General features: G+C 70.0%; 25 protein-coding genes. 9 read left to right on the top strand and 16 right to left on the bottom strand.

From position 1 onward, the window contains the following. The first annotated feature begins 12 nt into the window (after positions 1-12). The gene (locus ACFXJ8_RS31705) at positions 13-453 is read left to right on the top strand and encodes a MarR family winged helix-turn-helix transcriptional regulator (RefSeq protein ID WP_379647657.1); all 441 of its coding nucleotides are present in this window, start codon (positions 13-15) and stop codon (positions 451-453) included. 102 nt (positions 454-555) lie between these two features. Here ACFXJ8_RS31705 and ACFXJ8_RS31700 read toward each other — a convergent pair whose 3' ends face one another. The 6 genes from ACFXJ8_RS31700 to ACFXJ8_RS31675 all read right to left on the bottom strand — a co-directional run bounded on the left by ACFXJ8_RS31700 (position 556) and on the right by ACFXJ8_RS31675 (position 8,991). Then, entirely contained in the window at positions 556-2,490 is a 1,935-nt protein-coding gene (locus ACFXJ8_RS31700; protein WP_379647656.1) for a prolyl oligopeptidase family serine peptidase, read from the bottom strand. A 40-nt stretch (positions 2,491-2,530) separates the two neighbouring features. Continuing rightward, positions 2,531-3,934, bottom strand: a complete 1,404-nt coding sequence (sthA, locus tag ACFXJ8_RS31695) for a Si-specific NAD(P)(+) transhydrogenase (protein ID WP_379647655.1) — start codon at positions 3,932-3,934, stop codon at positions 2,531-2,533. A gap of 103 nt (positions 3,935-4,037) precedes the next feature. Next, positions 4,038-4,289, bottom strand: coding sequence for a hypothetical protein (locus tag ACFXJ8_RS31690; protein ID WP_379647654.1), 252 nt, complete (start codon positions 4,287-4,289; stop codon positions 4,038-4,040). An 86-nt stretch (positions 4,290-4,375) separates the two neighbouring features. Next, the gene (locus ACFXJ8_RS31685) at positions 4,376-5,488 is read right to left on the bottom strand and encodes a hypothetical protein (RefSeq protein WP_379647653.1); all 1,113 of its coding nucleotides are present in this window, start codon (positions 5,486-5,488) and stop codon (positions 4,376-4,378) included. A gap of 43 nt (positions 5,489-5,531) precedes the next feature. Further along, complete coding sequence (locus ACFXJ8_RS31680; protein ID WP_379647652.1) at positions 5,532-8,375, bottom strand: hypothetical protein; 2,844 nt, start codon at positions 8,373-8,375, stop codon at positions 5,532-5,534. Next, a complete protein-coding gene (locus ACFXJ8_RS31675; protein ID WP_379647651.1) occupies positions 8,263-8,991 on the bottom strand; it encodes a serine/threonine-protein kinase in 729 nt (242 codons plus the stop codon). Before ACFXJ8_RS31675 ends, ACFXJ8_RS31680 begins: the two co-directional genes overlap by 113 nt. A 338-nt stretch (positions 8,992-9,329) precedes the next feature. On the opposite strand from ACFXJ8_RS31675, the gene ACFXJ8_RS31670 reads away from it, so the two are divergent. Beyond that, complete coding sequence (locus tag ACFXJ8_RS31670) at positions 9,330-9,482, top strand: hypothetical protein (protein WP_379647650.1); 153 nt, start codon at positions 9,330-9,332, stop codon at positions 9,480-9,482. Here the strand turns inward: ACFXJ8_RS31670 and ACFXJ8_RS31665 are convergent, their stop codons facing one another. After that, the gene (locus ACFXJ8_RS31665; protein WP_379647649.1) at positions 9,483-10,106 is read right to left on the bottom strand and encodes a pyridoxamine 5'-phosphate oxidase family protein; all 624 of its coding nucleotides are present in this window, start codon (positions 10,104-10,106) and stop codon (positions 9,483-9,485) included. It lies immediately after the preceding gene. A 30-nt stretch (positions 10,107-10,136) separates the two neighbouring features. Here ACFXJ8_RS31665 and ACFXJ8_RS31660 point away from each other — a divergent pair, with 30 nt between their 5' ends. Together ACFXJ8_RS31660 and ACFXJ8_RS31655 are read left to right on the top strand one after the other, a co-directional pair. After that, complete coding sequence (locus tag ACFXJ8_RS31660; RefSeq protein ID WP_379647648.1) at positions 10,137-10,430, top strand: hypothetical protein; 294 nt, start codon at positions 10,137-10,139, stop codon at positions 10,428-10,430. Positions 10,431-10,495: 65 nt separating this feature from the next. Continuing rightward, positions 10,496-11,569: a PrsW family intramembrane metalloprotease gene (locus ACFXJ8_RS31655; protein ID WP_379647647.1), complete on the top strand. Its 1,074-nt coding sequence runs from the start codon at positions 10,496-10,498 to the stop codon at positions 11,567-11,569. A gap of 13 nt (positions 11,570-11,582) precedes the next feature. Here ACFXJ8_RS31655 and ACFXJ8_RS31650 read toward each other — a convergent pair whose 3' ends face one another. Beyond that, positions 11,583-12,434, bottom strand: a complete 852-nt coding sequence (locus tag ACFXJ8_RS31650; RefSeq protein WP_379647646.1) for an alpha/beta fold hydrolase — start codon at positions 12,432-12,434, stop codon at positions 11,583-11,585. A gap of 50 nt (positions 12,435-12,484) precedes the next feature. Between ACFXJ8_RS31650 and ACFXJ8_RS31645 the strand changes: the two genes are divergently transcribed. After that, entirely contained in the window at positions 12,485-13,057 is a 573-nt protein-coding gene (locus tag ACFXJ8_RS31645; protein WP_379647645.1) for a CGNR zinc finger domain-containing protein, read from the top strand. Here ACFXJ8_RS31645 and ACFXJ8_RS31640 read toward each other — a convergent pair. Further along, positions 12,965-14,485 (bottom strand): MFS transporter, encoded by a 1,521-nt coding sequence (locus ACFXJ8_RS31640; RefSeq protein WP_379647644.1) that lies wholly within the window; start codon positions 14,483-14,485, stop codon positions 12,965-12,967. The genes ACFXJ8_RS31645 and ACFXJ8_RS31640 overlap by 93 nt on opposite strands. A gap of 44 nt (positions 14,486-14,529) precedes the next feature. Between ACFXJ8_RS31640 and ACFXJ8_RS31635 the strand changes: the two genes are divergently transcribed. Next, entirely contained in the window at positions 14,530-15,048 is a 519-nt protein-coding gene (locus ACFXJ8_RS31635; RefSeq protein ID WP_379647643.1) for a winged helix-turn-helix transcriptional regulator, read from the top strand. Between the two features lie 54 nt (positions 15,049-15,102). Here ACFXJ8_RS31635 and ACFXJ8_RS31630 read toward each other — a convergent pair whose 3' ends face one another. After that, on the bottom strand, positions 15,103-16,311 hold the full coding sequence (locus ACFXJ8_RS31630) for an amidohydrolase (RefSeq protein WP_379647642.1): 1,209 nt from the start codon (positions 16,309-16,311) through the stop codon (positions 15,103-15,105). A 105-nt stretch (positions 16,312-16,416) separates the two neighbouring features. Here ACFXJ8_RS31630 and ACFXJ8_RS31625 point away from each other — a divergent pair, with 105 nt between their 5' ends. After that, entirely contained in the window at positions 16,417-16,863 is a 447-nt protein-coding gene (locus ACFXJ8_RS31625; protein WP_379647641.1) for a hypothetical protein, read from the top strand. A gap of 649 nt (positions 16,864-17,512) precedes the next feature. Here the strand turns inward: ACFXJ8_RS31625 and soxR are convergent. From soxR to ACFXJ8_RS31595, 6 genes are all read right to left on the bottom strand, one after another. Further along, positions 17,513-17,968 carry a redox-sensitive transcriptional activator SoxR gene (gene soxR, locus ACFXJ8_RS31620; protein ID WP_379647640.1) on the bottom strand — a complete coding sequence of 152 codons (456 nt, stop codon included), beginning with the start codon at positions 17,966-17,968 and terminating at the stop codon, positions 17,513-17,515. A gap of 257 nt (positions 17,969-18,225) precedes the next feature. Further along, the gene (locus ACFXJ8_RS31615; RefSeq protein WP_379647639.1) at positions 18,226-18,642 is read right to left on the bottom strand and encodes a prevent-host-death protein; all 417 of its coding nucleotides are present in this window, start codon (positions 18,640-18,642) and stop codon (positions 18,226-18,228) included. 217 nt (positions 18,643-18,859) lie between these two features. Further along, entirely contained in the window at positions 18,860-21,670 is a 2,811-nt protein-coding gene (locus ACFXJ8_RS31610; protein ID WP_379647638.1) for a vitamin B12-dependent ribonucleotide reductase, read from the bottom strand. Beyond that, positions 21,667-22,122 carry a transcriptional regulator NrdR gene (gene nrdR, locus ACFXJ8_RS31605; RefSeq protein ID WP_379647637.1) on the bottom strand — a complete coding sequence of 152 codons (456 nt, stop codon included), beginning with the start codon at positions 22,120-22,122 and terminating at the stop codon, positions 21,667-21,669. Before nrdR ends, ACFXJ8_RS31610 begins: the two co-directional genes overlap by 4 nt. A 722-nt stretch (positions 22,123-22,844) precedes the next feature. Then, positions 22,845-23,063 (bottom strand): hypothetical protein, encoded by a 219-nt coding sequence (locus ACFXJ8_RS31600; RefSeq protein ID WP_379647636.1) that lies wholly within the window; start codon positions 23,061-23,063, stop codon positions 22,845-22,847. A 251-nt stretch (positions 23,064-23,314) separates the two neighbouring features. After that, the gene (locus tag ACFXJ8_RS31595) at positions 23,315-23,620 is read right to left on the bottom strand and encodes a LysM peptidoglycan-binding domain-containing protein (protein ID WP_379647635.1); all 306 of its coding nucleotides are present in this window, start codon (positions 23,618-23,620) and stop codon (positions 23,315-23,317) included. 1,120 nt (positions 23,621-24,740) lie between these two features. Between ACFXJ8_RS31595 and ACFXJ8_RS31590 the strand changes: the two genes are divergently transcribed. Both ACFXJ8_RS31590 and lexA read left to right on the top strand, forming a co-directional pair. Beyond that, the gene (locus tag ACFXJ8_RS31590; RefSeq protein WP_379647634.1) at positions 24,741-24,965 is read left to right on the top strand and encodes a hypothetical protein; all 225 of its coding nucleotides are present in this window, start codon (positions 24,741-24,743) and stop codon (positions 24,963-24,965) included. A gap of 27 nt (positions 24,966-24,992) precedes the next feature. Then, the gene (lexA, locus tag ACFXJ8_RS31585) at positions 24,993-25,700 is read left to right on the top strand and encodes a transcriptional repressor LexA (RefSeq protein ID WP_379647633.1); all 708 of its coding nucleotides are present in this window, start codon (positions 24,993-24,995) and stop codon (positions 25,698-25,700) included. Positions 25,701-25,768 lie beyond the last annotated feature (68 nt).

Here is a 25,768-nt window from a genome sequence, read left to right as displayed (position 1 = left end):
GAGACTGGGCAGATGACGACCGACAACGCCCGTCCAGGTCCGCCGGTGACCAGCCCCACCATCGTGCTCCTCACCCTGGCGCACCGGATCGAGACCGAACTCGGCGCCGCCCTCGCGCCGCTCGGTCTGACGGTCAGCAGGCTCGGCCTGCTCGGGCACATCGCCCACGTGCCGGGGGCGTCGTTCAGCGACCTGGCGCGGATGTCGGGGATCACCGTCCAGAGCGTTCACACGGCGGTGAAGGCGCTGTCCGTGGCCGGGCTCGTCCGCGACAACACCGCCCGCGCCGGGTCCGCCTCGACGATCGAGATCACCGACGAGGGCGCGCGGCTGCTGAAGGAGGCGACGAACGTCGTGGCCGGCCTCGACGCGCGGCTGTTCGGCCCGGACGCCGACCCCGTCCAGCGACAGATCGGCGACGCCGTACGCGCCGCGTTCGGCGCCCGCTCCTGAAGCGCCTCACCCCCGCGCCGCCTGCGAGGGGCCGCCCCTCAAACGCCTCACCGCCGTGCCGGCCTTCAGGGCTCGGAGCGCCAGTCGTCGGCTCTCCTGCCGTTACGCGTGGTCCGATGCCGGGTCGGCGAGCCACCGATCGAACCATGCGCGGGTGCGCCGCAGGACGTCGAGTTGGTGGTCGCGTTCCAGGATGGCGTGGCCCTCACGAGGGTAGACGACGAACTCGTGCTCGACTCCGTACCGCCGCAAGGCTCGGTGGAAGTACGTGGCCTGGCCGACCGGCACATTCGCGTCGTCCTCGCCATGCAGAATCAGAACCGGGGTGCGGATCTTCGAGGCGTACGAGATGGGGCTGACCTGGTCGTGCCGGTGCGGTCCTGCGCCCTCCCAGCCGCAGCTACCGCCGAGCCCGGCATCCCAGATCCCGAACTCTCCGGTGGCGAGGAGCATTCCCCAGTCGCTGATGCCGGCGCCCATCACCGCGGCCTTGAACCGGTCGGTCTGCCCGATGGCCCAGGCGGCCATGAACCCGCCATGGCTCCATCCAGCGATGCCGAGCCGGTCGGGATCCGCGATGCCGTCGGCGATCAGCAGGTCGATGCCGCTGACGATGTCGGTCCATTCGTCCATGCCGACCGCGCCTGCGACGGCCGCCGCGAAGGCGTGCCCGTGCCCCTCGCCGCCGCGCGGATTGGGCAGGAAGACGGCGTATCCCGCGGTCGCCAGCCACTGTCCCGACAGGAGCCCGGCGAAGGAGAACCGGTCGGCGTACCTGTCGTACGGGCCGCCGTGCACCAGTGTGACCAGCGGAAACGGGCCGTCGTCGCGACTTCGCCCGGCGGGCAGGACCAGGAGCCCGTCGAGGTCGAGCCCGTCGGACGCCTGGTAGGACAGGCGTTCCTGAGTTCCCCACCTGACCGCGCGCAGTTCAGGCCTGGTGTCGCTGATCCGGACGAGCCGGCCGGCGGGTGGCCCGGCGTGCACGTTGGGCGTCTCGGGCGACGTGCTCACCAAGGCCGCGACGAGTTCGCCTGAGTGACTCGCGGTGAGCGAGCCGACCCATCCCTTCACGAACGACACCTGCTGGAACCGCCGCGTTTCCTGATCGAGCCGGTAGATCGCGGTGTCCAGTCCGTCGGCGAACAGCGCCAGCGGCGGCCCGTCAGCGACCTGCGCCAGCCCGGACGGGCAGACGGTCATGTCGCTGGTCAGGTTGCGATGGTCCGCCGCGGCGCCGGTCTCGGGCACGATGACGTCGAAGACGGCGCGGCCCCCTACCGGGCCGGGCGGGGTCGTCGCCAGGTAGCAGACGCGCCAGACGCCTCCGGCGTTCCACCAGGTCGGCGAGGACGCCTCCAGCGCGGTCCGGCCGAGGTCCTGTACCTCCCCCGTCTTCACCTCGACCACGTGCAACTCGCCGGTGGGGCTGACCGGGTCGAGCTCCGGAGTGGGTCGGCTGAGCACCGCGAGCCTGCCGTCCGGACCCTGCGTCATGTCGACGACGTGCCTGTCACCGAGTCCGTCCACCACGCGCCACCCGCCGGTGTCCAGGTCAAGGAGCCGTAACCGGCCGTAGGGCACCCGCTCGCCCCACACCTTCGCGTCGCCCTCGCCGGTCGGCTCGTCAGCGGCCACCACCGCGACCAGTCGGTCGTCAGCGAGCGGGCGGTAGCCGGAGATCCCGCTCTTCCCGGTGGTCAGCGCCTGCGCCTCGCCGCCGTCGAGCGCTATCCGATGCAGCTGAACGGTGCCCCGATTCATCCGATCGGACCCGAAGAACAGCGAGGCTGAATCCGGCGCCCAGCGCGGCATGGAGTCTTCGGCCGTACCTGCCGTCAGTTTCTTGGGCGAGGAGCTCCCGTCAGTCGCGGCGACCCAGATCGCACTGCTCGGATGCCGCTCCTTCCGTCCGATCGTGGCGGCTGCGTAGGCGATCCAGCGACCGTCCGGGGAAATGGCCGGATGCAGCGGCACGACACCGTCCACGACCAACTGCGGTGTGACTTCGTCGGTAGCGCATGGGGTGATCAGCACAATGGTGATCATGCCACCGGGCCGTGAGAACCGGGAGAGGTCACAGCTCGGCTGTCAGCCGAGCGATCACTCGCATCTTGTTCATGGCGTCCAGGGCGGCGACCTTGTAGGACTCCGCGAGCGTGGGGTAGTTGAACACGGCGTTGACCAGGTAGTCGACGGTCCCGCCGCAGCCCATGACGGTCTGCCCGATGTGGACCAGCTCGGTGGCTCCCGTGCCGAAGACATGGACGCCGAGCAGCCGCCGGTCCTCCGCCGAGATGAGCAGCTTGAGCATGCCGTACGAGTCGCCGATGATCTGACCTCGGGCCAGCTCCCGATACCGCGAGATGCCCACCTCGAACGGGATCTTGTCCCGGGTCAGCTCGTCCTCGGACTTCCCGACGAAGCTGATCTCCGGAATGGTGTAGATCCCGATCGGCGACAGCTCGTGCATCTCCGCCACCGGTTCGTCACACGCGTGCTGGGCGGCCAGCCGTCCCTGCTCCATCGAGGTGGCCGCGAGCGCGGGGAAGCCGATCACGTCGCCGACCGCGTAGATGTGCGGGACGGAGGTGGCGTAGTTCTCGTCCACCTGGATCCGGCCCCGGTCGTCGGCGGCGAGCCCGGCGTTCTCCAGGCACAGCTCAGCCGTCTTGCCCTGCCGCCCGGCCGAGTACATGACGCAGTCGGCGGGAATCTTCTTACCGCTCTCCAAAACGGTCAGGGCCCCGCGGGGCCGTCGCTCGACCGCGGCGACGTTCTCACCGAACCGGAACGTGACGGCCAGGTCGCGCAGGTGGTACTTGAGCGCCTCCACGATCTCCAGATCGCAGAACTCCAGCATCCGCTCACGGCGCTCCACCACGGTGACCTTGGTGCCGAGCGCCGCGAACATAGAGGCGTACTCGATGCCGATGACCCCGGCTCCGACGACGACGAGGGTCTCGGGCACCCGATCGAGATGCAGGATCGCGTCCGAGTCGATGATCATCTTGTCGTCGAATTCCACGCTGGACGGGCGGGCCGGTGAGGTCCCCGTGGCGATCACGATCTTCTCGGCCGTGACCTTCCGCTCCTCGTCTCCAGTGACGCCGATGGTGTGCGCGTCCAGGAACCGCCCCGTTCCCTGCAGGACCGTCACGTGGTTGCGGCCCAGCTGGCTCCGGATCACCTGGATCTCCCGGCCGATCACGTGCTGCGTGCGCATCCCGAGATCGGCGACCGTGATCTCCTCCTTGACCCGGTAGCTCGCTCCGTACAGCTCGCGCTGGTTGAGGCCGGTCAGGTAGAGGACGGCTTCCCGCAGCGTCTTCGACGGGATCGTCCCCGTGTTGATGCACACGCCGCCGAGCATGTGCTTCTTCTCGACCATCGCGACCCGCTTGCCGAGCTTCGCCGCGGCGATCGCCGCCTTCTGCCCTCCAGGACCGGACCCGAGAACGAGGAGATCGAAGTCATACACCGGCGCTGACCTCCCGGCGGGCGGCGGCTATGGCCGCCTGCTGACCGCCGGGGCCTGAACCCACGACGAGTACGTCAAAGTCGGCCACACCGCCAGTGTGCCTCTAAGCGGACGTCCCCGCCATGACCCTGTCGACGATCGCCGTCGCACCTTTCTGCCGCGCGCAGTGGGCGCAGCAGAACCAGCGGCGGTCGGCCTCCACGCCGTGCCCGATGATCTTCTGCCCGCAGTGCTCGCAGATGGGCGCCATCGCCTGGATCGCGCACTGGAAGGAGTCGAAGGTGTGCACGGCGCCCTGCGCGTGCACCTCGAAGCTCATGTCGTAGTCGTTGCCGCAGACTTCACAGACGGCCATGTCGGTCCTCCGCTCTTGGGTACTCCAGCGGAAATACCCACAGGGAGGACCACATTCGTCTTCCGCGCCCACTCTTGGCCGATGATCTACTTCGGGGCGGCGGAGCGTTCGGCCACATACCCGCCGAGCAGCGGTACGGCCAGCAGCCCGAGCAGCGCCAGCGCCACCGGCAGCGAGAAGGCCGCCGACAGCCCCGCGACCAGCAACGGGCTGAGGACGAACCCCGCGTAGGAGATCGTGGACACGGCCGAGACGAGCCTGCCGTCCTGGTCACCCACCGCGGCCCTGCTGAGCATGGCGGGCACCAGCGGCCCGAGCGCCAGCCCCGTCAGCCCGAACCCGGCCAGCGACAGCCACACCTGCGGCGCGAGCCCCGCCAGCGCGATCCCGGCCCCGCCGCCGAGGCCCGCCAGCAGGTACAGGGTGCGCAGGCCCAGGCCCGGCATCGCCTGCGCGGTCAGGCGGCCCGCGGTGAGCGCGCCCATGTAGACGGCGGGCGCGGCGCTGGCCAGCAGGGTGAGCGCGGCCCGATGGTCTTCGAGGAGGATGACCGACCACTGTTCGACGGAGTTCTCGATGACGAGCGCGCCCGCGGCCAGCGCGCCGAGGACGACGGCCTGCCGCCAGGCGCCCTTCGGCCTGGGCTCGCCGACCGGCTGCACGCCCCTGCCGAGCGAGAGGCCGAGGGCGAAGACGGCGCACGCCAGCACGAGGACCGCGATGACGGTCAGCACCTGCGCGGGGCCGTACCCGAGGGAGCGGGCCAGCCCGGTGGCGGGCGCGGCGACGATCACGGCGACGGGGAAGGCGGCGTGCACGGGCTGGAAGAACCTGCGCCCGGACTCACGTTCGGCCCTGCCGGTCGCGGTGTTGAGCGCGATGTCGAGCGCGCCGCTGGCGGCTCCGAGCCCCACCAGCGCCAGGCCCAGCGCGAGCGGGCCGGTGACGAACCCGATGCCCGCCACCGCGGCGGCGAACAGGGCGGTGGTGACGGCCAGCGCCGCGCGCTCCCTGCCCCTGACCAGCCTGCCGGTCAGCGCCATCGCCGGAATCGCGCCGACGGGCACCCCGGCCAGCGCCAGCCCGAGGTCGGCGGTGCTCGCTCCGACCTGGGTCTGTACGGCCGGCAGCAGCGCCGACCACGACCCCCAGAACACTCCCCAGACCGCGCAGACGGCGACAAGCCTGGCCAGCGTCATGGTCGTAAGCCTAGGCGGACGCGCCGCTCCTGCGCAGGCGATTTCAGGCGCCGCACAGGTTGCGGTAGGGGACCTGATCGAAGTGTTCGCGCCATTCCCGCTCGGTCAGCTCGCGCCCGGCCCGCTCGCAGACCAGGCCCGCCATCCTCGCGGGGTCCACCACGAACTCGTGGATCAGGCCGTCGTCCTCGGCGACGTACAGGACGCCTCCGTCGCGGCTGAAGGCGAGACCGCCCTCGCCCGGCAGGCCGTCGGCGTACGCGCTGACCGGGCCACCGAGCCGCCGGCGGGCGCGGACGTCCCACAGTTGCAGCGTGCCCGGATCGTCGCCCACGGTGGCCAGCACGTCGCCCTTCGGCGCGAACGCCAGGTGGGCGATCCGCTCGCTCACGCCTCTGAGCAGGGGCGCGGACGTCGCCGGGCCGTCCAGGCCGCGCAGCGCGATCCGGCCCGTGCGGTCGCCGCTGACGGCCAGCACCGACTGGTCGCTGACGGCCAGGACGCCCGAGCCGAACCCGGCGCCGAGCGGCCTGCCGGTGGCCAGGTCGTAGATCCTGCCGTCGGCCGAGGCCAGGCGCCTGCCGTCGGGGGTGAGCACGCCGCCGGGGCTGCGGGTGGTCACCGTGCCGAACGCGCGGCCCGTCGCCGTGTCGAGGCGGGTCAGCCGGAAGTCGGTCAGCGTCTCGGTCAGCGCGCTGGTGAGGACCAGCGTGCGGCCGTCGCGGGTGAACTCCGCCCGGACCGGCGAGACGCCGAACGGCACGGGCGCCGTCCAGAGCCGCCGGCGCGTCCCGACGTCCCACATCGTCATCCGGCCGCTGTCGGGGATCGTGACCAGCCGTTCGCCCTGCCGGTCGAAGACCGTCATGCCGGGGGCGCGGGTGGTCCACACCTGCCGGCGGGCGGCCAGGTCCCACAGCACCATCGTGTTCTCGTCCGGCCGGACGAGCGCCCACCTGCCGTCGGGGCTCAGCTCGGTACCCCACGGCGCGCGGGTGGTGCGGAAGTCGGTGACGCGCGCGCCCAGGTCGAGGGTGACGACGGTGTCGTCGAGCAGGTAGCGCACGACCTCGCCGTCGAACCTGACGTCGGTCAGCTCGCCCTCTGCCTGGTAGGCGAGGACCTGCCGCTGGCCGTCGACCCGCCAGACGCGCAGCGACCGGTCGGCGAACGCGGCCAGGTAGCGGCCGTCCTGGCTGAAGCGCAGGCCCTTGGCCGCCGCGTCACACAGCTCGCAGGACGGCGCCGCGGGCCAGAACTGATTGTCGCCGCCCCGCAGCGGCAGCTTCCTGCCCGTCGCGGGGTCGACGAGCCGGATCTCGGCGCCGGCGCAGGCCAGCGTTCTGCCGTCGGGGCTGAAGGCCGCCGCGTACGGCTGGCCCTGGCATGCCGCGTTCAGCCGGTCGTCCTTGGTCCACGCGGGCAGGCGGCGGACGTAGAAGCGCGGATCGCCCGGCACGACAAGCATCCGTCCCGTCCTGTCGACGAGCGGGTACTGCGCGGCCTGGTACCCCTCGTCGAGGACCCCGCCGAACGTGCGGCCCGTGTCGTGGTCCCACAGGTGGATCAGCTCGTCGGTGAGGCTCACGGCCAGCGTGGACTCGCTGTCGCCGTAGTCGGCGCCGCGCCCGCCGGAGCCCTCGGGCATCGCCCGCTGGGCCACCAGCCTGCCCGTCGCGACGTCCCACACGGTGATCTTCTTCTCGGTCGTCACCGCGACCCGCCGCCCGCTGCCGTTGACCGAGACGTCGAACAGGTGCTCGCTGTCGAGCCCCGGTACGGCCCAGCCGCGCGTCCTGCGCCCCGACCGCACGTCGTGGACGGCCACGCCGCTCTCGCTCACGCTGACCAGGAAGCGCCCGTCATGGGTGAGCGTGCGCAGCGCCACCCCCTCGACCGGCGGGTCGTGGAAGGCGGCCCGCTCGCTCTGCTGATAGGAGGAGGTGAGCGCGGAGCGGGTGTCGGCGTCGGGCGAGATCTGCCAGGCGGCCACCGTCAGCAGCATCGCCTTGACGGGATCGCCGGCCCGCAGCGCCGCCGCCTCGGTGGCGACGTTGCGCGCCGTGGCCGCGTCGCGCTGGGCGTCGGCGCGCCTGGCCTGCCAGAGCGCGAGCCCGCCCGCCACCAGCGCGACCACGAGCAGGCCCGCCAGCGCCGCCGTGGTCAGCCTGCGCCGTCGCGCGCGTTTCCTGGTCAGCTCGGTGCCCGCGCGCAGGTAGTCGCGCTCCGTCGGGGTGAGCGTGACGTGCTTGCGCCCCGTCGCGGCCCAGCTCAGCACGCTTTCCAGGTGGCTGCCCTGCAGCAGATCGCCGTCGCGGCGGCCGTGGTCGGCCCACTGCCTGGCGGCGCTGCTGAGCCTGGTGAGGACCACCAGACCGGCCCTGTCGGCTTCCACCCACCTGCGCAGCCTGGGCCAGGCCCGCAGCAGCGCGGGGCGCGACAGCGCGACCATGCCGTCCTTCTCGGTGACGACGTAGGAGAAGGCGCGCAGGATCCGCTCGACCGCCTCGCTCCTGTCGCCGTCGGACAGCTCCGACCTGGGCGCCCACCTGCCCGTCTCCCTGCCGTCCTCGTCGACGGCGACCAGGCGCAGGAACACCTCGGGGGCCAGTTCGCGCTCGCGCGGGCCGAGCCCGCCGAAGGCGTCCTCGGCGATCGTGCCGAGGGCGGGATCGGCCGTGTCGGGTACGTGCACGCCCATAGCCGAGCGGCTGCCCGCCGCCAGCAGCGCCCCGGTGTCGGTGGCCGCGCCGCTGACCAGCGCGAGCAGCAGGTCACGGGCGGTGGGACGGCGGGCGGGGTCCTTGTCCATCGCCGCGGCCACCAGCGCGGCCAGCCGTTCGGGAAGCATGCTCAGGTCGGGCTGGGCGGACAGCACCCTGTGCATGACGCCGCCCAGGTGGTCGGCGCGGAAAGGGGTCCTCGCCGGTCGCGGCGAACAGCACGACCGCGCCCCACGCGAACACGTCGACCGCGGGCGTCGCGCGCTGACCGGTGAAGATCTCCGGCGCCATGTAGCTGGGGGTGCCCGCGACCTCGCCGCTCCTGGTCAGCGACATGTCCGCGGTCCTGGCGATGCCGAAGTCGATCACTCTGGGCCCGTCGGGGCTGAGCAGCACGTTGTCCGGCTTGAGGTCGCGGTGGATCACGCCCGCCTCGTGGATGGCGGTCAGTGCGGTTGCCACGGCGGTGGCCAGGCGGTGGAGGTCGTCTCCGGCGAAGACGCGGCCGGCCCTGCGCAGGCTCGGCCCCTCGACGTACTCGGAGACGATGTGCGGCCGCGGCCCCTCCGTCTCGACGCGCAGGACGCGGGCGGTGCAGAACGAGGCGACCCGCTGGGCCGCGGTCGCCTCCCTGGCCAGCCGTTTCGCATCGGCGGTGTGCAGCACCTTGACCGCCACCCTGCGGCCCTGGCCGTCGTAGGCCTCGTAGACGACTCCCTGGCCGCCCTCGCCGAGCCGTCCGGCCAGCCAGTTGTCTCCGATGCGCTCTGGATCCCCCACGGCGGGTTAGACGCCGGTGCAGGCTGCGGAGTTGCGCTGCGCGTGGCCTTCAGGTTGACGCGAAGGCGGACCGCAAGCGCGCGCCAAGTGGCCGTCAAGCGGCCGGGTCCACTGTGGAGGCAAGCAAAGGGGGCAGATCATGCGACAGACCAGGATCGTGAAGACATCGTCCAAGCGCCAGCCGGCCCGGCCTCAGGACCTCGACCTGCGGTCACCGTCCGGGCGGAAGCTGCCGTACTGACGCGATCTTTACATGGGACTTATGGGGCATTCTGTAAGTAATGTGATGTAACGAAAACATCACGCCGGGGGGCTCTGTGAGGAAGACGCTTGAGGTAGTGCCATCGCGTGTGGCGCGGCACAAGGTCCGCGACATCAGGACGGCCGGCCGCCGCAAGCCGACCCCGACCGACACCACGGTCGTCGATCTGAGCGCCTACAGCGGCCGCAACGTGATCCGCCTGCCGTCGGGGCCCACCCCCGCCGCTTGACTAGGCCTTGTACAGCTTCTCCTTGTAGGAGTCTCCGTAGTAGCGCTCCAGCTCTTCGAGAGACTCCTCCACCTTCTGCAGGCTCTTGATGATCGTCGCGTGCGACGGCAGCGCGCCGGGGTTCCACGTCTCCGGCTCCCACAGCTTCGAGCGCAGGAACGCCTTGGCGCAGTGGAAGAAGATCTGCTCGATCTCCACGACCATCGCCACCTTGGGCCGGTGGCCCTTGACGATCATCTCGTCGAAGAACGGCGCCTCCTTGACCAGCCTGGCCCTGCCGTTGATGCGCAGCGTCTCACCCCGCCCGGGAACCAGGTAGAGCAGGCCGACGTGCGGGTTGGTCAGGACGTTGCGGAACCCGTCGGCCCTGCGGTTGCCGGGGCGGTCGGGGATGGCGATCGTCGTGTCGTCGATGACGTGGGTGAATCCGGCGGGGTCGCCCTTGGGCGAGACGTCGCAGTTGCCGTCGGCGTCCGCGGTGGAGATCAGGCAGAACGGCGAGTTGGCCAGCCACTCCCTGTCGCGCTCGTGGAGCGCGGCCCGGTCCTTGGTCACGGCCCTGGGCATCACCTCGCCCAGCAGCTCGCGCAGCTCCTGCTCTGACGTGATCTCGTCCCAGGCCATGAGGTCCCCTCTGTCGAACTGAATCCTGCCTTGCCCATCTTTGACCATGGCCGCGATCCGGTCGCTACCGGGCCAGTCCGCGTAGCCGAGGACCTGCTCGCGGACCCGGCGGCCGACGTCGGGATCCCGCCGTTCCAGCGCCCCCGCGTCAGGGGGGCCGAGGCGGGCTCGATGTCGTCCTTCACCATCGCGGCGACCAGCTACGCCACGCACGGCGAGCCCACTCGATGTTCGGCTGGCAGCGCACCGGCGACCAGGTGGGCGCTGGCCGACCCGCTCGGGCGCCGCTCGATCGTCGAGGCGGTGCTCAAGGCCGGTAAGTAGGCGTCAACCGTCCGTACAGCGTGGAAGAGCACCGTGAGAGGGTGACTGGTGTTACCCGCCCGGCGGTGCTCTATCCGCGACCGAGCAAAGCGCTCATCATCGGCCTCGTGGTCTCGGGGTTGTGCGCCCTGCTGACGCTGGCGTCGATGCTGCTGTCCAACGAACCCTCCGGCTTCGGCCTGGCGGCGCTCATGGCGCTGGCGCCGCTGCCCGTCCTGCTGGCCGCCGTGCTGGCGCTCGACAGGCTGGAGCCCGAGCCGAAGCTCAGCCTCGCCTTCGCCTTCGTCTGGGGCGCGGGCGTGGCCGTGCTGCTCGCCCTCGTGCTGAGCCTGGCCGGTCAGGCGCTGGTCCTCAACGCGGGGTACGGCGAGGCGGTGGCCGGCAACATCGGCGCCGTCGTCCTGGCCCCGGTCACCGAGGAGGGCCTGAAGGGCGCGGCGCTGCTGCTGCTCCTGCGCAGGCGCAGGGAGATCGACGGGCTGACCGACGGCATCATCTACGCGGCCATGGCGGGCCTCGGCTTCGCGCTGGTGGAGAACGTCGGCTACTACCTCGTCGCGTTCATGCAGGGCGGGGCGGACGACGCGGTGGGCGTGTTCGTGCTGCGCGGCCTCATCTCGCCGCTCGGCCACCCCGTCTACACCTCGATGATCGGGCTCGGCGTCGCCTACGCCGCCACCAGGCGACACCCGGCCAGATGGCTGGCGATCCCGCTCGGCTACCTGGGCGCGATCCTGCTGCACGGAGCCTGGAACGGCGCCGCGACGCTGGGCAGCCTGCCCGCGTTGGGCGGCGCCTACCTGCTCGAACTGACCGTGATCGTCGTGCTCGTGGTGGTGACCGTCAAGGAGCGCAGGCGGGTGCTCGCCATGATCGGCGGCGTGCTGCCCTGGTACCTGCCCACCGGGGTCGTCACCCCGCAGGACGTCGGCATGCTGGGCTCGCTCAAATCGCGCAGGCACGCGCGGCGGTGGGCCAAGCGGGCGGGCCTGTCCAGGGCGATGTCCGACTACCAGCACGCGGCGACGGAGCTGGCCATGCTCCACCTGCGCGCCGAGCGGGAGGGCATGGCGCCCGCCGAGTTCACGGGAAGGCGCGAGGCCCTGCTGCACGTCATGGGCGCCGCCCGGCGCTGGTGACCGCCTTTCATGATCAGGCCTTCAGGAAGTCGCGCAGGTGGGACAGCACGACGTCGGGGCGCTCCTCGGCCAGGAAGTGGCCGCAGTCGGGGATCTCCGCTCCCCGCACGTCGCGGGCGTAGTCACGCCACGCCTCCTCGACGTCGACGCGAGCGGGCAGGCCCGCCGAGCCCCACAGGGCGAGCACCGGCATCTCCAGCCGCCTGCCCGCGTCGTAGTCGGCGTCGTCGTGTGCGGCGTCGTCGGGGAAGGAGGCTCGGTAGTCGTCGAAACCCGCCCGCAACGCACCCGGCTGCGAGAAGGCCCGGTAGTACTCCTCCACGTCGAGCGCGGCCCGCTGGACGGTCCACTTGTCGAAGAAGTAGCCGAGATAGCCGCGCACGTCGGCGCCCGCGAGCCGCTCGGGCAGGTCGGGCTGCAGGTGGAAGGTCCAGTGCCAGGTGCCGAGCGCGAAGCCTGAGGTCATGTCGAAGCGCCGCCACATCTCCCTGGTGGGGATGATGTCCATGACGACCAGGCGCTCGACCTCGCCGGGGTGGTCGAGGGCGTAGCGGTGGGCGACCCGCCCGCCCCTGTCGTGGCCGACCAGCGTGACCCTCTCGTGGCCCAGCTGTCTTGCCAGCTCGCGCACGTCCGCGGCCATGGTGCGCTTGTCGAACCCGGTGCGCGGCTTGTCGGTCAGCCCGTATCCGCGCAGGTCGGGCGCCACGACTGTGAACTGCTCGGCCAGCGGCGCGATGAGGTGCCGCCAGCAGTGGCTGGTCTGGGGCCAGCCGTGCAGCAGCATCAGCAGCGGGCCCTCCCCTTCGATCAGGTAGTGCATGCGCAGGTCGCCGATCTGGGCCATCCGTGACTCCGCCATCATGTAACTCCATCGTACGGTTACAGGGTTAACCCCATCATAGGGTTAGAGGCATGAGAACGCGAGACTGGGTGTGGGATGGCGGGCGGCCCGCTCTGGATTTCGTCAACACCTACCGGGACCGCAAGACCGGCGGCTGGGAGCTGCTGCGCGAACCGGAGGACCTGCTGGCCTGGCTCGGCCTGCCCGAGGACCTTCCGTTCAGCCCGAGCCCCCAGGAGTCCGCGGTGGCGGGGGTGACGCTGCTGAGGGAGGCGCGGGAGCTGAGGGAGGCCATCTGCCGGTGCGTCGACGCGGCCGTCGCGGGCGAGCGCGGCTTTCCCGAGCCGATCAACCGGTGGGCCGCGCGACGCCGGCCCGCCCTGGTCGCGCTCGCCCCCGACCTGTCCGTCGTACGGCTGCCGCCCGCCGACCCCGTGGTGGCGGCGCTGGCCGAGATCGCCAGCGACGCCGTCGAGCTGATCGGCGGGCCCGAGCTGCGCCAGGTGCGGGTGTGCGCCTCCCCCACGTGCGGGCTGCGCTTCGCCGACAGGTCAAACGCGGGGACCCGGCAGTGGTGCTCGATGAAACGGTGCGGGAACCGCGAGAAGGTGCGCCTGCACCGCGCCCGCCGTACCGAGAAGTAGCACGATGCAGGCGATCACGGTCACCAGCACGCCCGTCTCCAGGCCCAGCGCGCCGATGAGGGCGGCCATGGCCGCCGCGCCGAGCGACGAGCCGACGTAGCGGGCGGTGTTGTTCGCGCCCGAGCCCATGCTGACGCGGTGCCGCGGCACGCTCTCGATCGCCAGGTGGGTCAGCGAGGAGTTGATCAGGCCGCTGCCGGCACCGCTGACGACCAGGCCCGTGATGGTCAGCGGAAGCGAGAAGTGCGTGACCACGCCGAGCAGGCCCGCGAACCCGACCGCGCTCAGCAGCAGCCCGAGCGACAGCCGCGAGCCCGCGCCGAGCCGTACCCTGGCCGCCGCGAGGGAGGACACGACGGACATACCAGACCAGGTGGCGAACAGCAGCGCGGTCGTCAGCGCGCTCATCCCGTGGGCGGCCTGGAGCACACTGGGCAGGTAGCTGAGCAGGCCGATGACGGCGGCGCCGACGACCAGGGCTCCGCCCGTGGCGACCAGGAAGCGCGGCCGTCCGAACAGCGCGAGGTCCAGCAGCGGCTCGCGGCGCCGGCGCTCCACCACGGCGAAGGCAGCCAGCAGGAACACGGAGGCGGCGAAGGCGATGGCGACGATCGGGCGAGTCCAGCCCATGCGCCCCTCGGTCACCCCGGCGACCAGCGCGGCGATGCCGAGGGTCAGCAGGACGACGCCCGGCAGGTCGACCCTGCGCCGCCCACCCGTGCCCGGCTCAACCCGCGTACTGGCGACCCCCGAGCCCTCTCGCGCGCTGGCCACCCCGGACTCGTCTCGCGCATTGGCCGCCCGCGACACCTCCCGCGCTACGGCTACCCGCGACCCCTCCAGCGGCTTGGACGCTCGCGACTCCTCCTTCGTGACGGCCGCCCGCGACTCCTCCAGGGTGCAGGCCGCCGCCACCATCAGCGCGAGCGCCGCGACGGCCACCACCCAGTAGACCGCCCGCCAGCTCGTCAACACGGCCAGCACGCCGGACAACAGCGGCCCGACGGCGGTGCCGAGACCCATCATCGCGCCGTAGACGGCGGTGGCCCGCACCCGGGCAGCCCCGGACGCGAAGGCGTGGCCGACGATGCCGAGACTTGCGGCGAGCATCGCCGCGCCGGCCGCGCCCTGCACCAGCCGCGCGCCCACGAACACCGGCACTGTCGGCGCGATCGCGGCCACCACGCTGGCCCCGGCGAGCACCGCCGTGCCCGCGACCAGCGTTCGCTTCCTGCCGTAGTCGTCCGCGAGGCTGCCGGCGACGAGCAACAGCGACGACAAGCCCAGCGCGATGGCACTCAGGATCCACACCGGCCCGGTCGGACCCGCGCCAAGGGCCTTGGCCGTGTCGGGCAGCGTGACCATCGGGACCGTGTAGTTCATGAGCACAAGGAGCGGCGCCGACGCCGCCACGATCAGTCGGTTCATTCATTGAACCTAGCATGGTTCGGTGAATGAACTAAAGTGGGGCCATGGCATTGGGCAAGAACTACGACGGGCAGGACTGCTCGCTGGCCAAAGCCCTGGAACTGATCGGGGAGCGCTGGACCCTGCTGGTGATCAGGGACGCGATGTACGGCGTGCGCCGATACGGCGACTTCCTCGCCCACCTCGACATCCCCAGGGCGGTGCTGTCACAGCGCCTGTCCACACTGGTCGAGGCAGGAATCCTGGACAAACGGCGCTACCAGGACAGCCCGCCCCGAGAGGAGTACGTGCTGACGGAGGTGGGCAGGGAGCTGTGGCTGCCGGTGCTGGCGCTGGCCCAGTGGGGCGAGCGCCATCTCACCTCGACGGGGACGCGGCGGCTGTTCTTCCACACCGCCTGCGGCACCCGCCTCGACCAGGCGGCGCACTGCTCGGCGTGCGGGGTGCGGGTGGGTTTGGAGGAGGTGGAGGTACGGCCAGGGCCGGGGCTGGAGACCTCCAGGGCCGACGCGGTCAGCGTGGCGCTCCACCAGCCGCACCGCATGCTCGAACCACTCCCCTGACGTTCGGCCTTTCAAGGAAGGGGAGCCCGCGATGGCCCCCCTTCCGGCGTGACCTCAGGACTCGCGGTAGTACGGGTCGGCGATCGTCTCCTCTCCCGTGTCGGTCGAGTAGGAGTACACCTCCCGCCCGTCGATGAACACCTTGAGTGCCCTGCTCATCACGTCCAGCGGGTCGCCGGACCAGATCACCACGTCACCGTCCAGTCCCGGCGCCAGCGACCCGACCCGGTCGTCCAGCCCCATGATCTTCGCCGGAGTCACGGTGATGGACCGCAGCGCCGTACCACGGTCGAGCCCCTCCTTCACCGCCAGCGTCGCCTGGTGGACCAGGAAATGGATCGGCACGACCGGGTGGTCGGTGGTGATCGCCAGCTCCACCCCCGCCCGCGCCAGGATGCCCGGGTTGCGCAGCGAGCGGTTGCGCAGCTCCACCTTCGACCTGCTGGTGAACAGCGGACCGATGATCACCGGGACCTGCCGCTCGGCCAGCAGGTCGGCGATCAGGTGGCCTTCGGTGCCGTGGTTGATGATCAGGCGGTAGCCGAACTCGTCGGCCAGGCGCAGCGCCGTGGCGATGTCGTCGGCCCGGTGCGTGTGCTGGCACCAGGGCAGCTCCCCGTCCAGCACCCTCACCAGAACCTCGAGCGTGCCGTCGCGGTCGAACGCCTTGCCCTCCGCCTCGGCCTGCTCGCGCTTGGCCTTGTAGTCCTGCGCCTTGCGGAACGCGTCACGGATCACCGCGGCCACGCCCTGCCTGGTGGAAGGCAGCTTCTTCTGGTCACCGTACACACGCTTGGGGTTCTCACCGAGGGCGCTCTTCACGCTGACGGGCTCGCGGAGCAGCATCTCCTCGACCGTACGGCCCCAGCACTTCACCGCCACCGTCTGGCCGCCGATCGGGTTGCCCGAGCCCGGCTTGATGACCGTCGTGGTGACACCCCCGGACAGCGCGTCGCCGAAGCCGAGGTCGGCGGGGTTGATGGCGTCGAGCGCGCGCAGTCTGGCGCCGTTGGGGTCGGTCATCTCGTTGGTGTCCTGGCCGGCCCAGCCGTCGGCCTCCTCGTGAACGCCAAGGTGGCCGTGCGCCTCGACGAAGCCGGGCAGCACCCAGTTGCCCTCGGCGTCCACGACCGGCACGCCCTCGGGGATCTCAATGTCTCGTCCGACGGCTACGATCTTGCCGTCCTGGATGAGGACGGTACCGCCGTCGATCGGATCGCCGTCGACAGGAACCACATATCCGCTGGTGATCGCGATATTCATGCATGCAACCTAGCGGACCCGACCATCTTGTTTTCCGGGTTCATCCCTCCATGTCAGGAAATATCCGGCATGATGATCCGTCAGTCTGACGAAAGGAAACCGAGCGTGTTCAAGTCTCTTCTCGCGGCTACGGTGATCCTCGGCGGAGTCCTGGCGGCGCCCTCGACCGCCAACGCCGCCGGATACACACCCGAAGGGATCTGCGGCAACGGCTTCGCCGTTGTCAACAAGGCGCCGGTGGGTTCCCTGGGCACCGTCTACCTGCTCTACAACCGCAGAAACGGGCTCAACTGTGCCGTCACCATCAAGTCGAAGCTCCAGGGGCTCAGCACCCGCACCACGGTCGAACTGCGGGTCGCACGGCCTGCCGGCAACGGCACCGCGTCGTACGAAGAGATAGACTCCGACACCGGCAGGTTCAAGTACTACGCTGGCCCGGTGAAGCTCCAGGGGAAGGGCATGTGCGTGCAGTTCTTCGGCTCGATGGCGAACGGCTACGCCAAGTCGAAGATGTCGTACGGCGGCAGCAAGGATTGGAGCAACTGCGGCTGACCTTCCTCGTCCGGGACATGCCGGTCCAGCCGCGACGCAGTCCAGCACGTGCCGGTCGAGCCACGACGCCACCGCCGCCAGGTTGCCCTGCGTCAGCGGGAGCGGCGGCCCAGCGGAAACATCTGCCACGAGATGGTGTCGCCGAGCGGGCAGAGCGCTGACAATCGAACCCAAGTGGGTGTGCCGTCGCGTGGCGCCTCTTCCGGCCAGCGCCTCGACCGGTCTCCGGCAGCCTCCGGCTGCGCCCATCGGCCAAGGGCGCCGTGAGTCGAGGGCGCCGTGAGTCGAGGGCGCCGTGAGTCGAGGGCGCCGTGAGTCGAGACTCCCATCGGTCAGGGTCACCTTCGGCCGGGATCACCCCGACCCGAGGCTCCCATCGCCCACGAACACCTTCGGCCGGCCCACCCCCGGCCCGAGGCCCTATCGGCCACGGTCAGCGTCACCCTCGGTCGAGGTCATCTTGGGCCGGGACTTTCTTTGGCCATAGTCCCCATCGGACAAGATCCCCATCGCATCGTCCCGATCGGCCCGGGTTCCCATCGCCAGGGTTGCCGTCGGCCAGGGCTCCCGTCAGTGAGGCGTCCCTCTGACAGGGCTGCCGTCAGCGAGGGTTCCTGCGGCGGGGGGTCAGGGCCAAGGTCGCCGTCGGTCAGGGTTCCAGCAGGCGGCGCGGCCCAGGGCCCTGGGTGCCGAGGGTGTCCTGGGGATTGACCAGCGTGCACTGCTCGAAAGACAGGCAGCCGCAGCCGATGCACTCGGTGAACCGGTCGCGCATCCGCTCCATCTTCTCGATCCTGGCGTTGATCTCCTCGCTCCAGCAGTGCGAGGCCCTCAGCCAGAACTCCCGCGTAGGCGGCACGTCCTGGGGCAGGAAGCCCAGCACGTCGCCGATCACCGACAGCGGCATGCCGACGCTCTGCGAGGCCCGGATGAACGCCACCCTGCGCAGCGTGCTGCGGTGGTAACGGCGCTGGTTGCCGGTGGTGCGGCGGCTGCTGATGAGGCCTTCCCGCTCGTAGAAGCGCAGTGCGGAGGCGGGCACGCCGCTGCGCTCCGACAGCTCCCCGATGGTGAGCTCCTTGGCGATCACTGCGGGCTCCGGCACGCCGCCCAGCCTAGCCCGGCGCGTGGGCGCGCCGTACGCCTGAAGTTGGTCGCGGAGAATATGACTCCAGATGCCAGGTCCGTAGGCGCTTCGATCGACCGGATGAGATATCCGCGTCCTCAGTGTTCTGCCGTCGGGAAGATCCAGTTCGTACGTGACGCGATGGGTCCCCGTTCCTCATCGTTCGTTCCGCCCGAGATGCCAACCCTCGATCCGGCAGAAGCGATCATGATGGTCACGGATGGGCTGCGGCCAGCTCACCGGACCTCCCCTACCAGCCATTCCCGCAACTGCTCGTCGTCGCTGAGGCTGATCAGCTGCACCAGCCCCCAGTTCTCCCGGTGGTTCGGCGCATCGAGCAGATGGTCCTGCCAGTCCTCCGCGTACTCACGCAGCCCTTCAACCATCTCCGCAACGGCTTGGTCGAAGGTCGCGCCATCCGTGGCGACAGGAAGCCCTGGGATGAAGACCGACCAGCCACCGGCTTCGGGAACCACGTGCGCCCGAGAAGGAGTGGCCACCGCGAGGTGGTGTCGCGGTCTTTCAACGTCCACGAAGGCAGTCATAGCCGACTCGCGTCGCACCGTAGCCACCCTGCCTCGTTCGGCTGCATCCAAGAGCACTTTGAGATGCGCGCGAGCCTCTTTATAGCTGTCAAAGTGAATGGCGGTCATGGCGGAACCTCCAGTGAGACGCACCTCCACAGTGCCACGTCAAGTACGTCATGTACTGATCGACCTGACCCGCGTAACCAGCCGCCCTCGTCCACTACAGGGTGGCCGGCGACATCAAGCCCCGCCCAGTCGCTGGGACAGAAATCACGAACGGGGCGTCGATACCCCCGACACCCCGTTCACGACCAGGCACTTCACATCTATTTGACGCCCAGAATCAGCTGCAGCCGCTGGTGGAGCCGCAGCCCTCGCAGACGTAGCAGCTACCCGCGGGCCGCATCTTCGTGCCGCAGGTCATGCAGAGCGGCGCGTCGGCGGTGAAGCGCTGGTGGCTCTCCAGCGTCAGCTCCTTGGCCTCCCGCGCCGGCGACGTGGGTGCGGCGGGCTCGACGGCCTTGGCCTCGATCGGCGCCGACTGCGCGAGCTCCTCCCTGTCGACCGCGGGGTCCTCGCCGCGCTGCTGAGCCGTACGCTCGGCGGCGGAGAAGATGCCGAGGGCGGCCCGCTCGTCGTAGGGCAGGTGGTCGAGCGCCAGGCGACGGAAGATGTAGTCCATCACCGAGGTCGCCATCCGCACGTCGGGGTCGTCGGTCATCCCGGCCGGCTCGAAGCGCATGTTGACGAACTTGCTGACGTACGTCTCCAGCGGCACGCCGTACTGCAGGCCGATGGACATCGCCACGGAGAAGGCGTCCATGACGCCGGCCAGCGTCGAACCCTGCTTGGACATCTTCAGGAAGACCTCGCCCAGCCCGTCGTCGGGGTAGGACGAAGCGGTCATGTAGCCCTTGGCGCCGCCCACGGTGAAGCGGGTGGTGGTGCTGGGCCGCTGGTTCGGCATCCGGCGCCGGGTCGGCCTGTTGACCTCGATGACCTTGACCTCGGGCTCCTGCGCCTCGACGGCGGCGGGGGCCTCCTTCTTGCCCGCGGCCGACAGCGGCTGGCCGACCTTGCAGTTGTCGCGGTAGACGGCCAGGGCCTTCAGGCCCATCCGCCAGCCCTCCATGTAGACCTGCTCGATGTCCTCGATCGTCGCCGACTCGGGGAGGTTGACGGTCTTGGAGATCGCGCCGGACAGGAACGGCTGCGCGGCGGCCATCATGCGCACGTGGCCCATGGGCGCGATCGCCCGCTCGCCCATCGCGCAGTCGAACACCTCGTAGTGTTCGCGCTTCAGCCCGGGGGCGTCGACGACGTGGCCGTGCTCGCCGATGTACTCGACGATGGCCTCGATCTGCTCCTGCTGGTAGCCGAGCTGCTTGAGCGCCCGCGGGATCGTCTGGTTGACGATCTGCATGGAGCCGCCGCCGACGAGCTTCTTGAACTTCACCAGCGCCAGGTCGGGCTCGATGCCGGTGGTGTCGCAGTCCATCATCAGGCCGATGGTGCCGGTCGGCGCGAGCAGCGAGGCCTGCGCGTTGCGGTAGCCGTTCTTCTCGCCCAGCTTGAGGCAGTCGGACCACTGCTTGGACGCCTCGGCGTGAATCTTCGCGTCCATCGTGCCGACGGTGCGCAGGCTGTCGTTGGCGCCCGCGTGCTTGCGCATGACGCGCTTGTGGGCGTCGGCGTTCCTGGCATAGCCCTCGTACGGCCCGACGACCGCGGCCAGCTCGGCGCTGCGCCGGTAGGAAACGCCGGTCATGAGGGAGGTGATCGCCCCGGCCACCGCACGGCCGCCGTCGGAGTCGTAGGCATGGCCGGTCGCCATGAGCAGCGCGCCCAGGTTGGCGTAGCCGATGCCCAGCTGGCGGTAGGCGCGGGTGGTCTCGCCGATCTTCTCGGTCGGGAAGTCGGCGAACGTGATCGACACGTCCATGGCCGTGATGATCAGCTCGGTGAGCTTCACGAAGTTCGGCACATCGAAGGAGTTGTCGTCCTTCAGGAACTTCAGCAGGTTGATGCTGGCCAGGTTGCACGAGGAGTTGTCCAGGTGCAGGTACTCCGAGCACGGGTTGGACGCGGTGATGCGGCCGGTCTCGGGGCTGGTGTGCCAGTCGTTGATCGTGTCGTCGTACTGCACGCCGGGGTCGGCGCACTCCCACGCGGCCTTGGCCATCTTGCGGAAGAGGTCCTTGGCGTCGATCTGCTCGATGACCTCGCCCGTCAGGCGGGCGCGCAGGCCGAACTCGCCGCCCTTGTCGACCGCGCGCATGAACTCGTCGGAGACGCGGACGGAGTTGTTGGCGTTCTGGTACTGGACGCTCACGATGTCCTTGCCGCCCAGGTCCATGTCGAACCCGGCGTCACGGAGCGCGCGAATCTTGTCCTCCTCACGCGCCTTCGTCTCGATGAACTCCTCGATGTCGGGGTGGTCGACGTCGAGGACGACCATCTTGGCGGCCCTGCGGGTCGCGCCGCCCGACTTGATCGTGCCGGCGGAGGCGTCGGCGCCGCGCATGAAGCTGACCGGGCCGCTGGCCGTACCGCCGCTCGACAGCAGCTCCTTGGAGGAGCGGATGCGGGACAGGTTGACGCCCGAGCCCGAACCACCCTTGAAGATCACACCCTCTTCCTTGTACCAGTCGAGGATCGACTCCATGGTGTCGTCGACGGCCAAGATGAAACAGGCGCTGACCTGCTGCGGGCTCTGCGTGCCCACGTTGAACCACACCGGCGAGTTGAAGGCGAACACCTGGTTGACCAGCGCGTGCTTCAACTCGTGGTCGAAGATCTCGGCGTCCTCGTCGGTGGCGAAGTAGCCGTTCTCGACCGCGGTCTTGGTGTACATCCCGACCACGCGGTCGACGAGCTGCTTCAGACTCCACTCGCGCTGCGGGGTGCCGACCGCGCCCCGGAAGTATTTGGTGGTCACGATGTTGGCCGCGTTGACCGACCAGAACGTGGGGAACTCCACGCCCCGCTGCTCGAAGTTGATCGAGCCGTCGCGCCAATTGGTCATGACGACGTCTCGGCGCTCCCACGTGATCTCGTCATAGGGATGCACTCCGGGCTTGGTGAAGATCCTCTTCATCTTCATCCCCTTGCGCTTGCCCCCACGCGTCGCTGACCCGCTGACCGTCTCCGTCATGACTCCCCCTTCTCGGCTTTAAGTTGCTTGATCTCGGCCTCGAAGTCCGCCAGGCTCTCGAAACCGCGATATACCGATGCGAACCGCAGGTACGCCACCTCGTCCAACTCCCGCAGCGGCCCGAGGATCGCCAGGCCGACCTCGTTGGAGGGGATCTCGGCCGCGCCTCTGGCCCTGATGGCCTCCTCTACCCGCTGCCCGAGCTGCGCGAGCGAATCCTCGCTGACAGGCCGGCCCTGGCACGCTCTGCGCACGCCTGCCACCACCTTGTCTCTCGAGAACGGCTCCGTCACTCCGCTGCGCTTGCTCACCATCAGCAGGACCGTCTCCTGCGTGGTGAACCTGCGCCCGCATTCGGGGCAGGTACGGCGACGCCGGATGGCGGCCCCGTCGTCCGTGGAGCGGCTGTCGATGACCCTGGTGTCCGGGTGACGACAGAACGGACAGTGCACGCTTCGCCTCCTCGGCACGCCACCTGGTTCACCACTCGTAAAATGCTCGTCGGCAGATGCTCGCGCCCGCTCTACGGGCAGCCATGGAGCGGTCACGGAAACACAAGTTGTGGTGAACTACATCGGTGTAACTACTAGATGTTGTGGTCCAACCGTAGAAGCGCGCGACCATGAACGCAAGTTGACGGGGGTCCCCGAATCGAAGTCGCTGATCAGCCACGCAGGGCCGGGCGTGTCGCACGCGAGTGACGTGGGCACGCTGGCGTGACTCGTCCGGAAAGACCGACTGTGGCGCCGATCCGGCGGGGGTGCGACGGCTCGTACCGCGTCTTCAGCGACTGCGAAATCAGCTCGGCGAACGACCTGTGCCCCTGCGACACGACGTCGGCCAGCACACCACGCTCGCCGACGTCACCGGGATCGAGTAAGCCACATGACAGGAGATCTGCGGCTACCACCGGAGGATGACGCCGTCGGGGTCGGTCTCGCCGCCAGGTTCATCGTGACGGCCGCCATCACCGTCAGACCACCCTGGTCACTGAGGACACCACCACAACCGCATCATCATTGTGACCGGCGACGTCATCAGCGGACCACGCTCGTCACCGTGAGCGTCGTCTTGGGATCATCCCCGTCGAGGTAGTACGTGAGCGTCGAGCCACATCCACTCGAGGTCGCCTGCCCGTGGCACGGAGTGCGCCGGGAATCCGGGCCGCGTTCCGTCAGCCGTTCGACACCAGGTGGACGGCGGGTAACGACGGTGGGAGCGCGCGGCCGAGCCTCGCCTCGGCCGCGTCCAGCTCCTCCTTCGAGGTGGGCGCGTGGCCCAGCCAGCCGCTCGTGATCGGCACTCGGAACGCCGAACGAGGCATCACCGGATGCGTGGAGAACCGCTCCTCGCTCCAGCACCGCAGGAACGGCAGCCACGTGTCGATGTCCATGCCACTCCTTCGCTTCCCGATGTGAAATCCATCCCACCAGACGGCACCGACAATTTCGGGGCCCCGCCGATGCGCTCCGGCGGGAACTTCGGCGGCATGTTCAGCGGAGGCATCGCCGTACCGCGCCCGAAGATCCTCCCTGCGCGCTCCACGCCGCAGTCAGCACGATGCCGGACACGAGAGACCACCACCGTCGACTGTGCACGGCCTCGGAGAACGCGCGCTTCCCCATCGGGCCTGACTGGCCGGGGTCAGGGCGAGCGGTCCGGGAGGTAGAGGCGCCCGCCCGGGCGGATGAGCGAACTGCTCAACCCGTTGAGCCGCATGATCTCCCGGGCCACAGCAGAAGGGTCGTCGCTCGGAGAGACGGCAGCCGCGATGGTCCACAACGTGTCGCCCTTCTCCACGACCACCCACGGCAGGCCTTCGTGCCCCGCGCCGGTCGTCTCCTGAGCGATGGCCCAGCTGGTGGCCTTGGCGCCGAGCACGAAGCCGCCCAGCGACAGCAGGGCGAACAACCCCACGAGTACGGCCCTCCCCCGCCTCGTCAGCCTCATGGGAGGAGCCTGGATTCGCTCCCCAGGCACCTCCGCCCCGACCAGCCGGAGACCACCCCGCCTCCTGCCCGCGCCCGACCGCACTCCCAGGGCTTTGCGGGTCGGCTCCCGCCTCTCACGGGCCCGGCGGATTCTCTCCCGCTTCTGCCGGACTCGGCGGACCTCCTGCCGGCCTTTCGGTTCCCGGCGCGCCTCACTTCGCGCCCTGCGGGCCTCCAGTCGGCCCTCTGGTTCTCGGCGCGCCTCACCCTGCGCCTCACGAGCCCTGCTGATGCCATCTCGCCCTTCGCGTGCTCGACGGGTTTCGCCCTGCGGCTCATGGAACCAGCGGATATCGCCCCGCACCTCCTGGACCCGGCGGACCTCTCGCCGGGTCTCACGCTGCGCCTCGCGGGCCCGGCCGACGCCCTCTCGCCCTTCGCGTATCCGGCCTGCGCGGGGGCCTGTCTCTGGATCACCCGGTCGAGTCGCGAGTCCTTGTGGCGCGCCCGCTACGGCACCGCCCTTCCGCCGCCATCTCCCCCTGCCCACCGTCCTGCGCCGCCGTCCGTTGCCCTTGCCCTGCGGACGACCCTGCTGCTCCTCCCGCCCGCCACGTGGCCCTTCACCGCGTCCGGTCCTGCCCCGCCGGTCGCCTCGTGCGCCCGATCGGTCGCGCATGCCGTACATCCCCGCCCCCGGATCTTCCTCTGGGTCGGTCGCGCCCATCCGCCCGCCCCGCCCCTGCACCTCCCGGTCGCGGACGACCCGCAACCGCCCGTTACCCGCCCCGCCGCGCCCTGTGGACCGTCCGCCCGGTGCCCCTCGCGACCCGGCGGACCACCCACCCCCGGCCTCGCGTGGACCCGCGGACCGTCCGCCGATCCGCGTGCCCCTGCGAACGTCTTGGCCGACATGGTCGCTCCGACCGTCCTGCTCGCCCTGAGTCTCAACGTGAACCGACGCCCCCGCGCCACGCCGCCTCACCGCGCGAGGCGCCGGGCCGCGCTCTGCCGTACCGCGAAGTGGGGGGACCAGGCGGAGGCGGCGGCCTCCGGGTGCGGGCGGGCGCCGGCGCTCCTCTCTCGTGATGTCAGCGATCAGGGTGAGTTGCTCGTCATGGCCGGTCGAATCTGTCGTTGTGGTCGCCCGCACTGATGACCTCCCGCCACCGTCGACCCAAGGAAAAGGTCAAACAAAGATCAGCGAATCGAACACGGTGTCGATCGAACTCCCGTACGATGTTGTACACCACGTCGCCGAGGATTTCGAGGAAGACTCGAACAATTGTTTGAAGTTGATCTTCATCGGCGGTACGGTCGCTGTGTGCGACATGAAGACCACGGACCGGAAGCTGCGCCGGTGAGGCAGGCCGCCGGGCGAGGAGGAGAGCATGAGCGAGCCGAATGACGGCAATGGCGTCAGCGACCTTGCGGTCCGCCGTCGCGACTCACTGGGTCTGACGCCCAGACAACGCAAGATCCTTGAGGTGATTCGCGACTCGGTGCAGCAACGCGGCTATCCGCCGTCCATGCGCGAGATCGGCGAGGCCGTGCAGCTGACCAGCACGTCCAGCGTGTCGCACCAGCTGACCGCGTTGCAGCGCAAGGGCTACCTGAGGCGTGACCCCCACCGCCCGCGCGCCCTTGAGGTCAGGCTGCCGGGTGAGCCCGTGCTCTGGGTCGACCCCGACGCCCGCGATGACGAGACGCCGGTCAGCAGGCCGACGGCCGCCTACGTGCCACTGGTCGGTCGCATCGCCGCCGGTGGTCCGATCCTGGCCGAGGAGAGTGTCGAGGACGTCTTCGCGCTGCCCAAGCAGCTCGTCGGCGAGGGCACTCTTTTCCTCCTCCAGGTCACCGGTGACTCGATGATCGAGGCGGCGATCGCCGACGGCGACTGGGTGGTCGTACGGCAGCAGCCTGTTGCCGAGAGCGGCGACATCGTGGCAGCCATGATCGATGGCGAGGCGACGGTGAAGACGTTCAAGCGCAAGGACGGCCACATCTGGCTGGTCCCGCACAACGCCAACTACGACCCTATCCCCGGCGACGAGGCCAGCGTGCTGGGCAAGGTCGTCGCGGTTCTCCGCCGCCTCTAGCCGTATCTCGCCACTCGATCGGCCCTCACCTTTCCCGAGGGTCGATCGAGTCGGCGTACCCTCGCGGC

The sequence above is a fragment of the Nonomuraea sp. NPDC059194 genome (assembly GCF_042754765.1).
Lineage (GTDB): Bacteria > Actinomycetota > Actinomycetes > Streptosporangiales > Streptosporangiaceae > Nonomuraea.
Note: the sequence above shows the minus strand (reverse complement) of the source record. Positions and strands in the feature narration are given on the sequence as shown.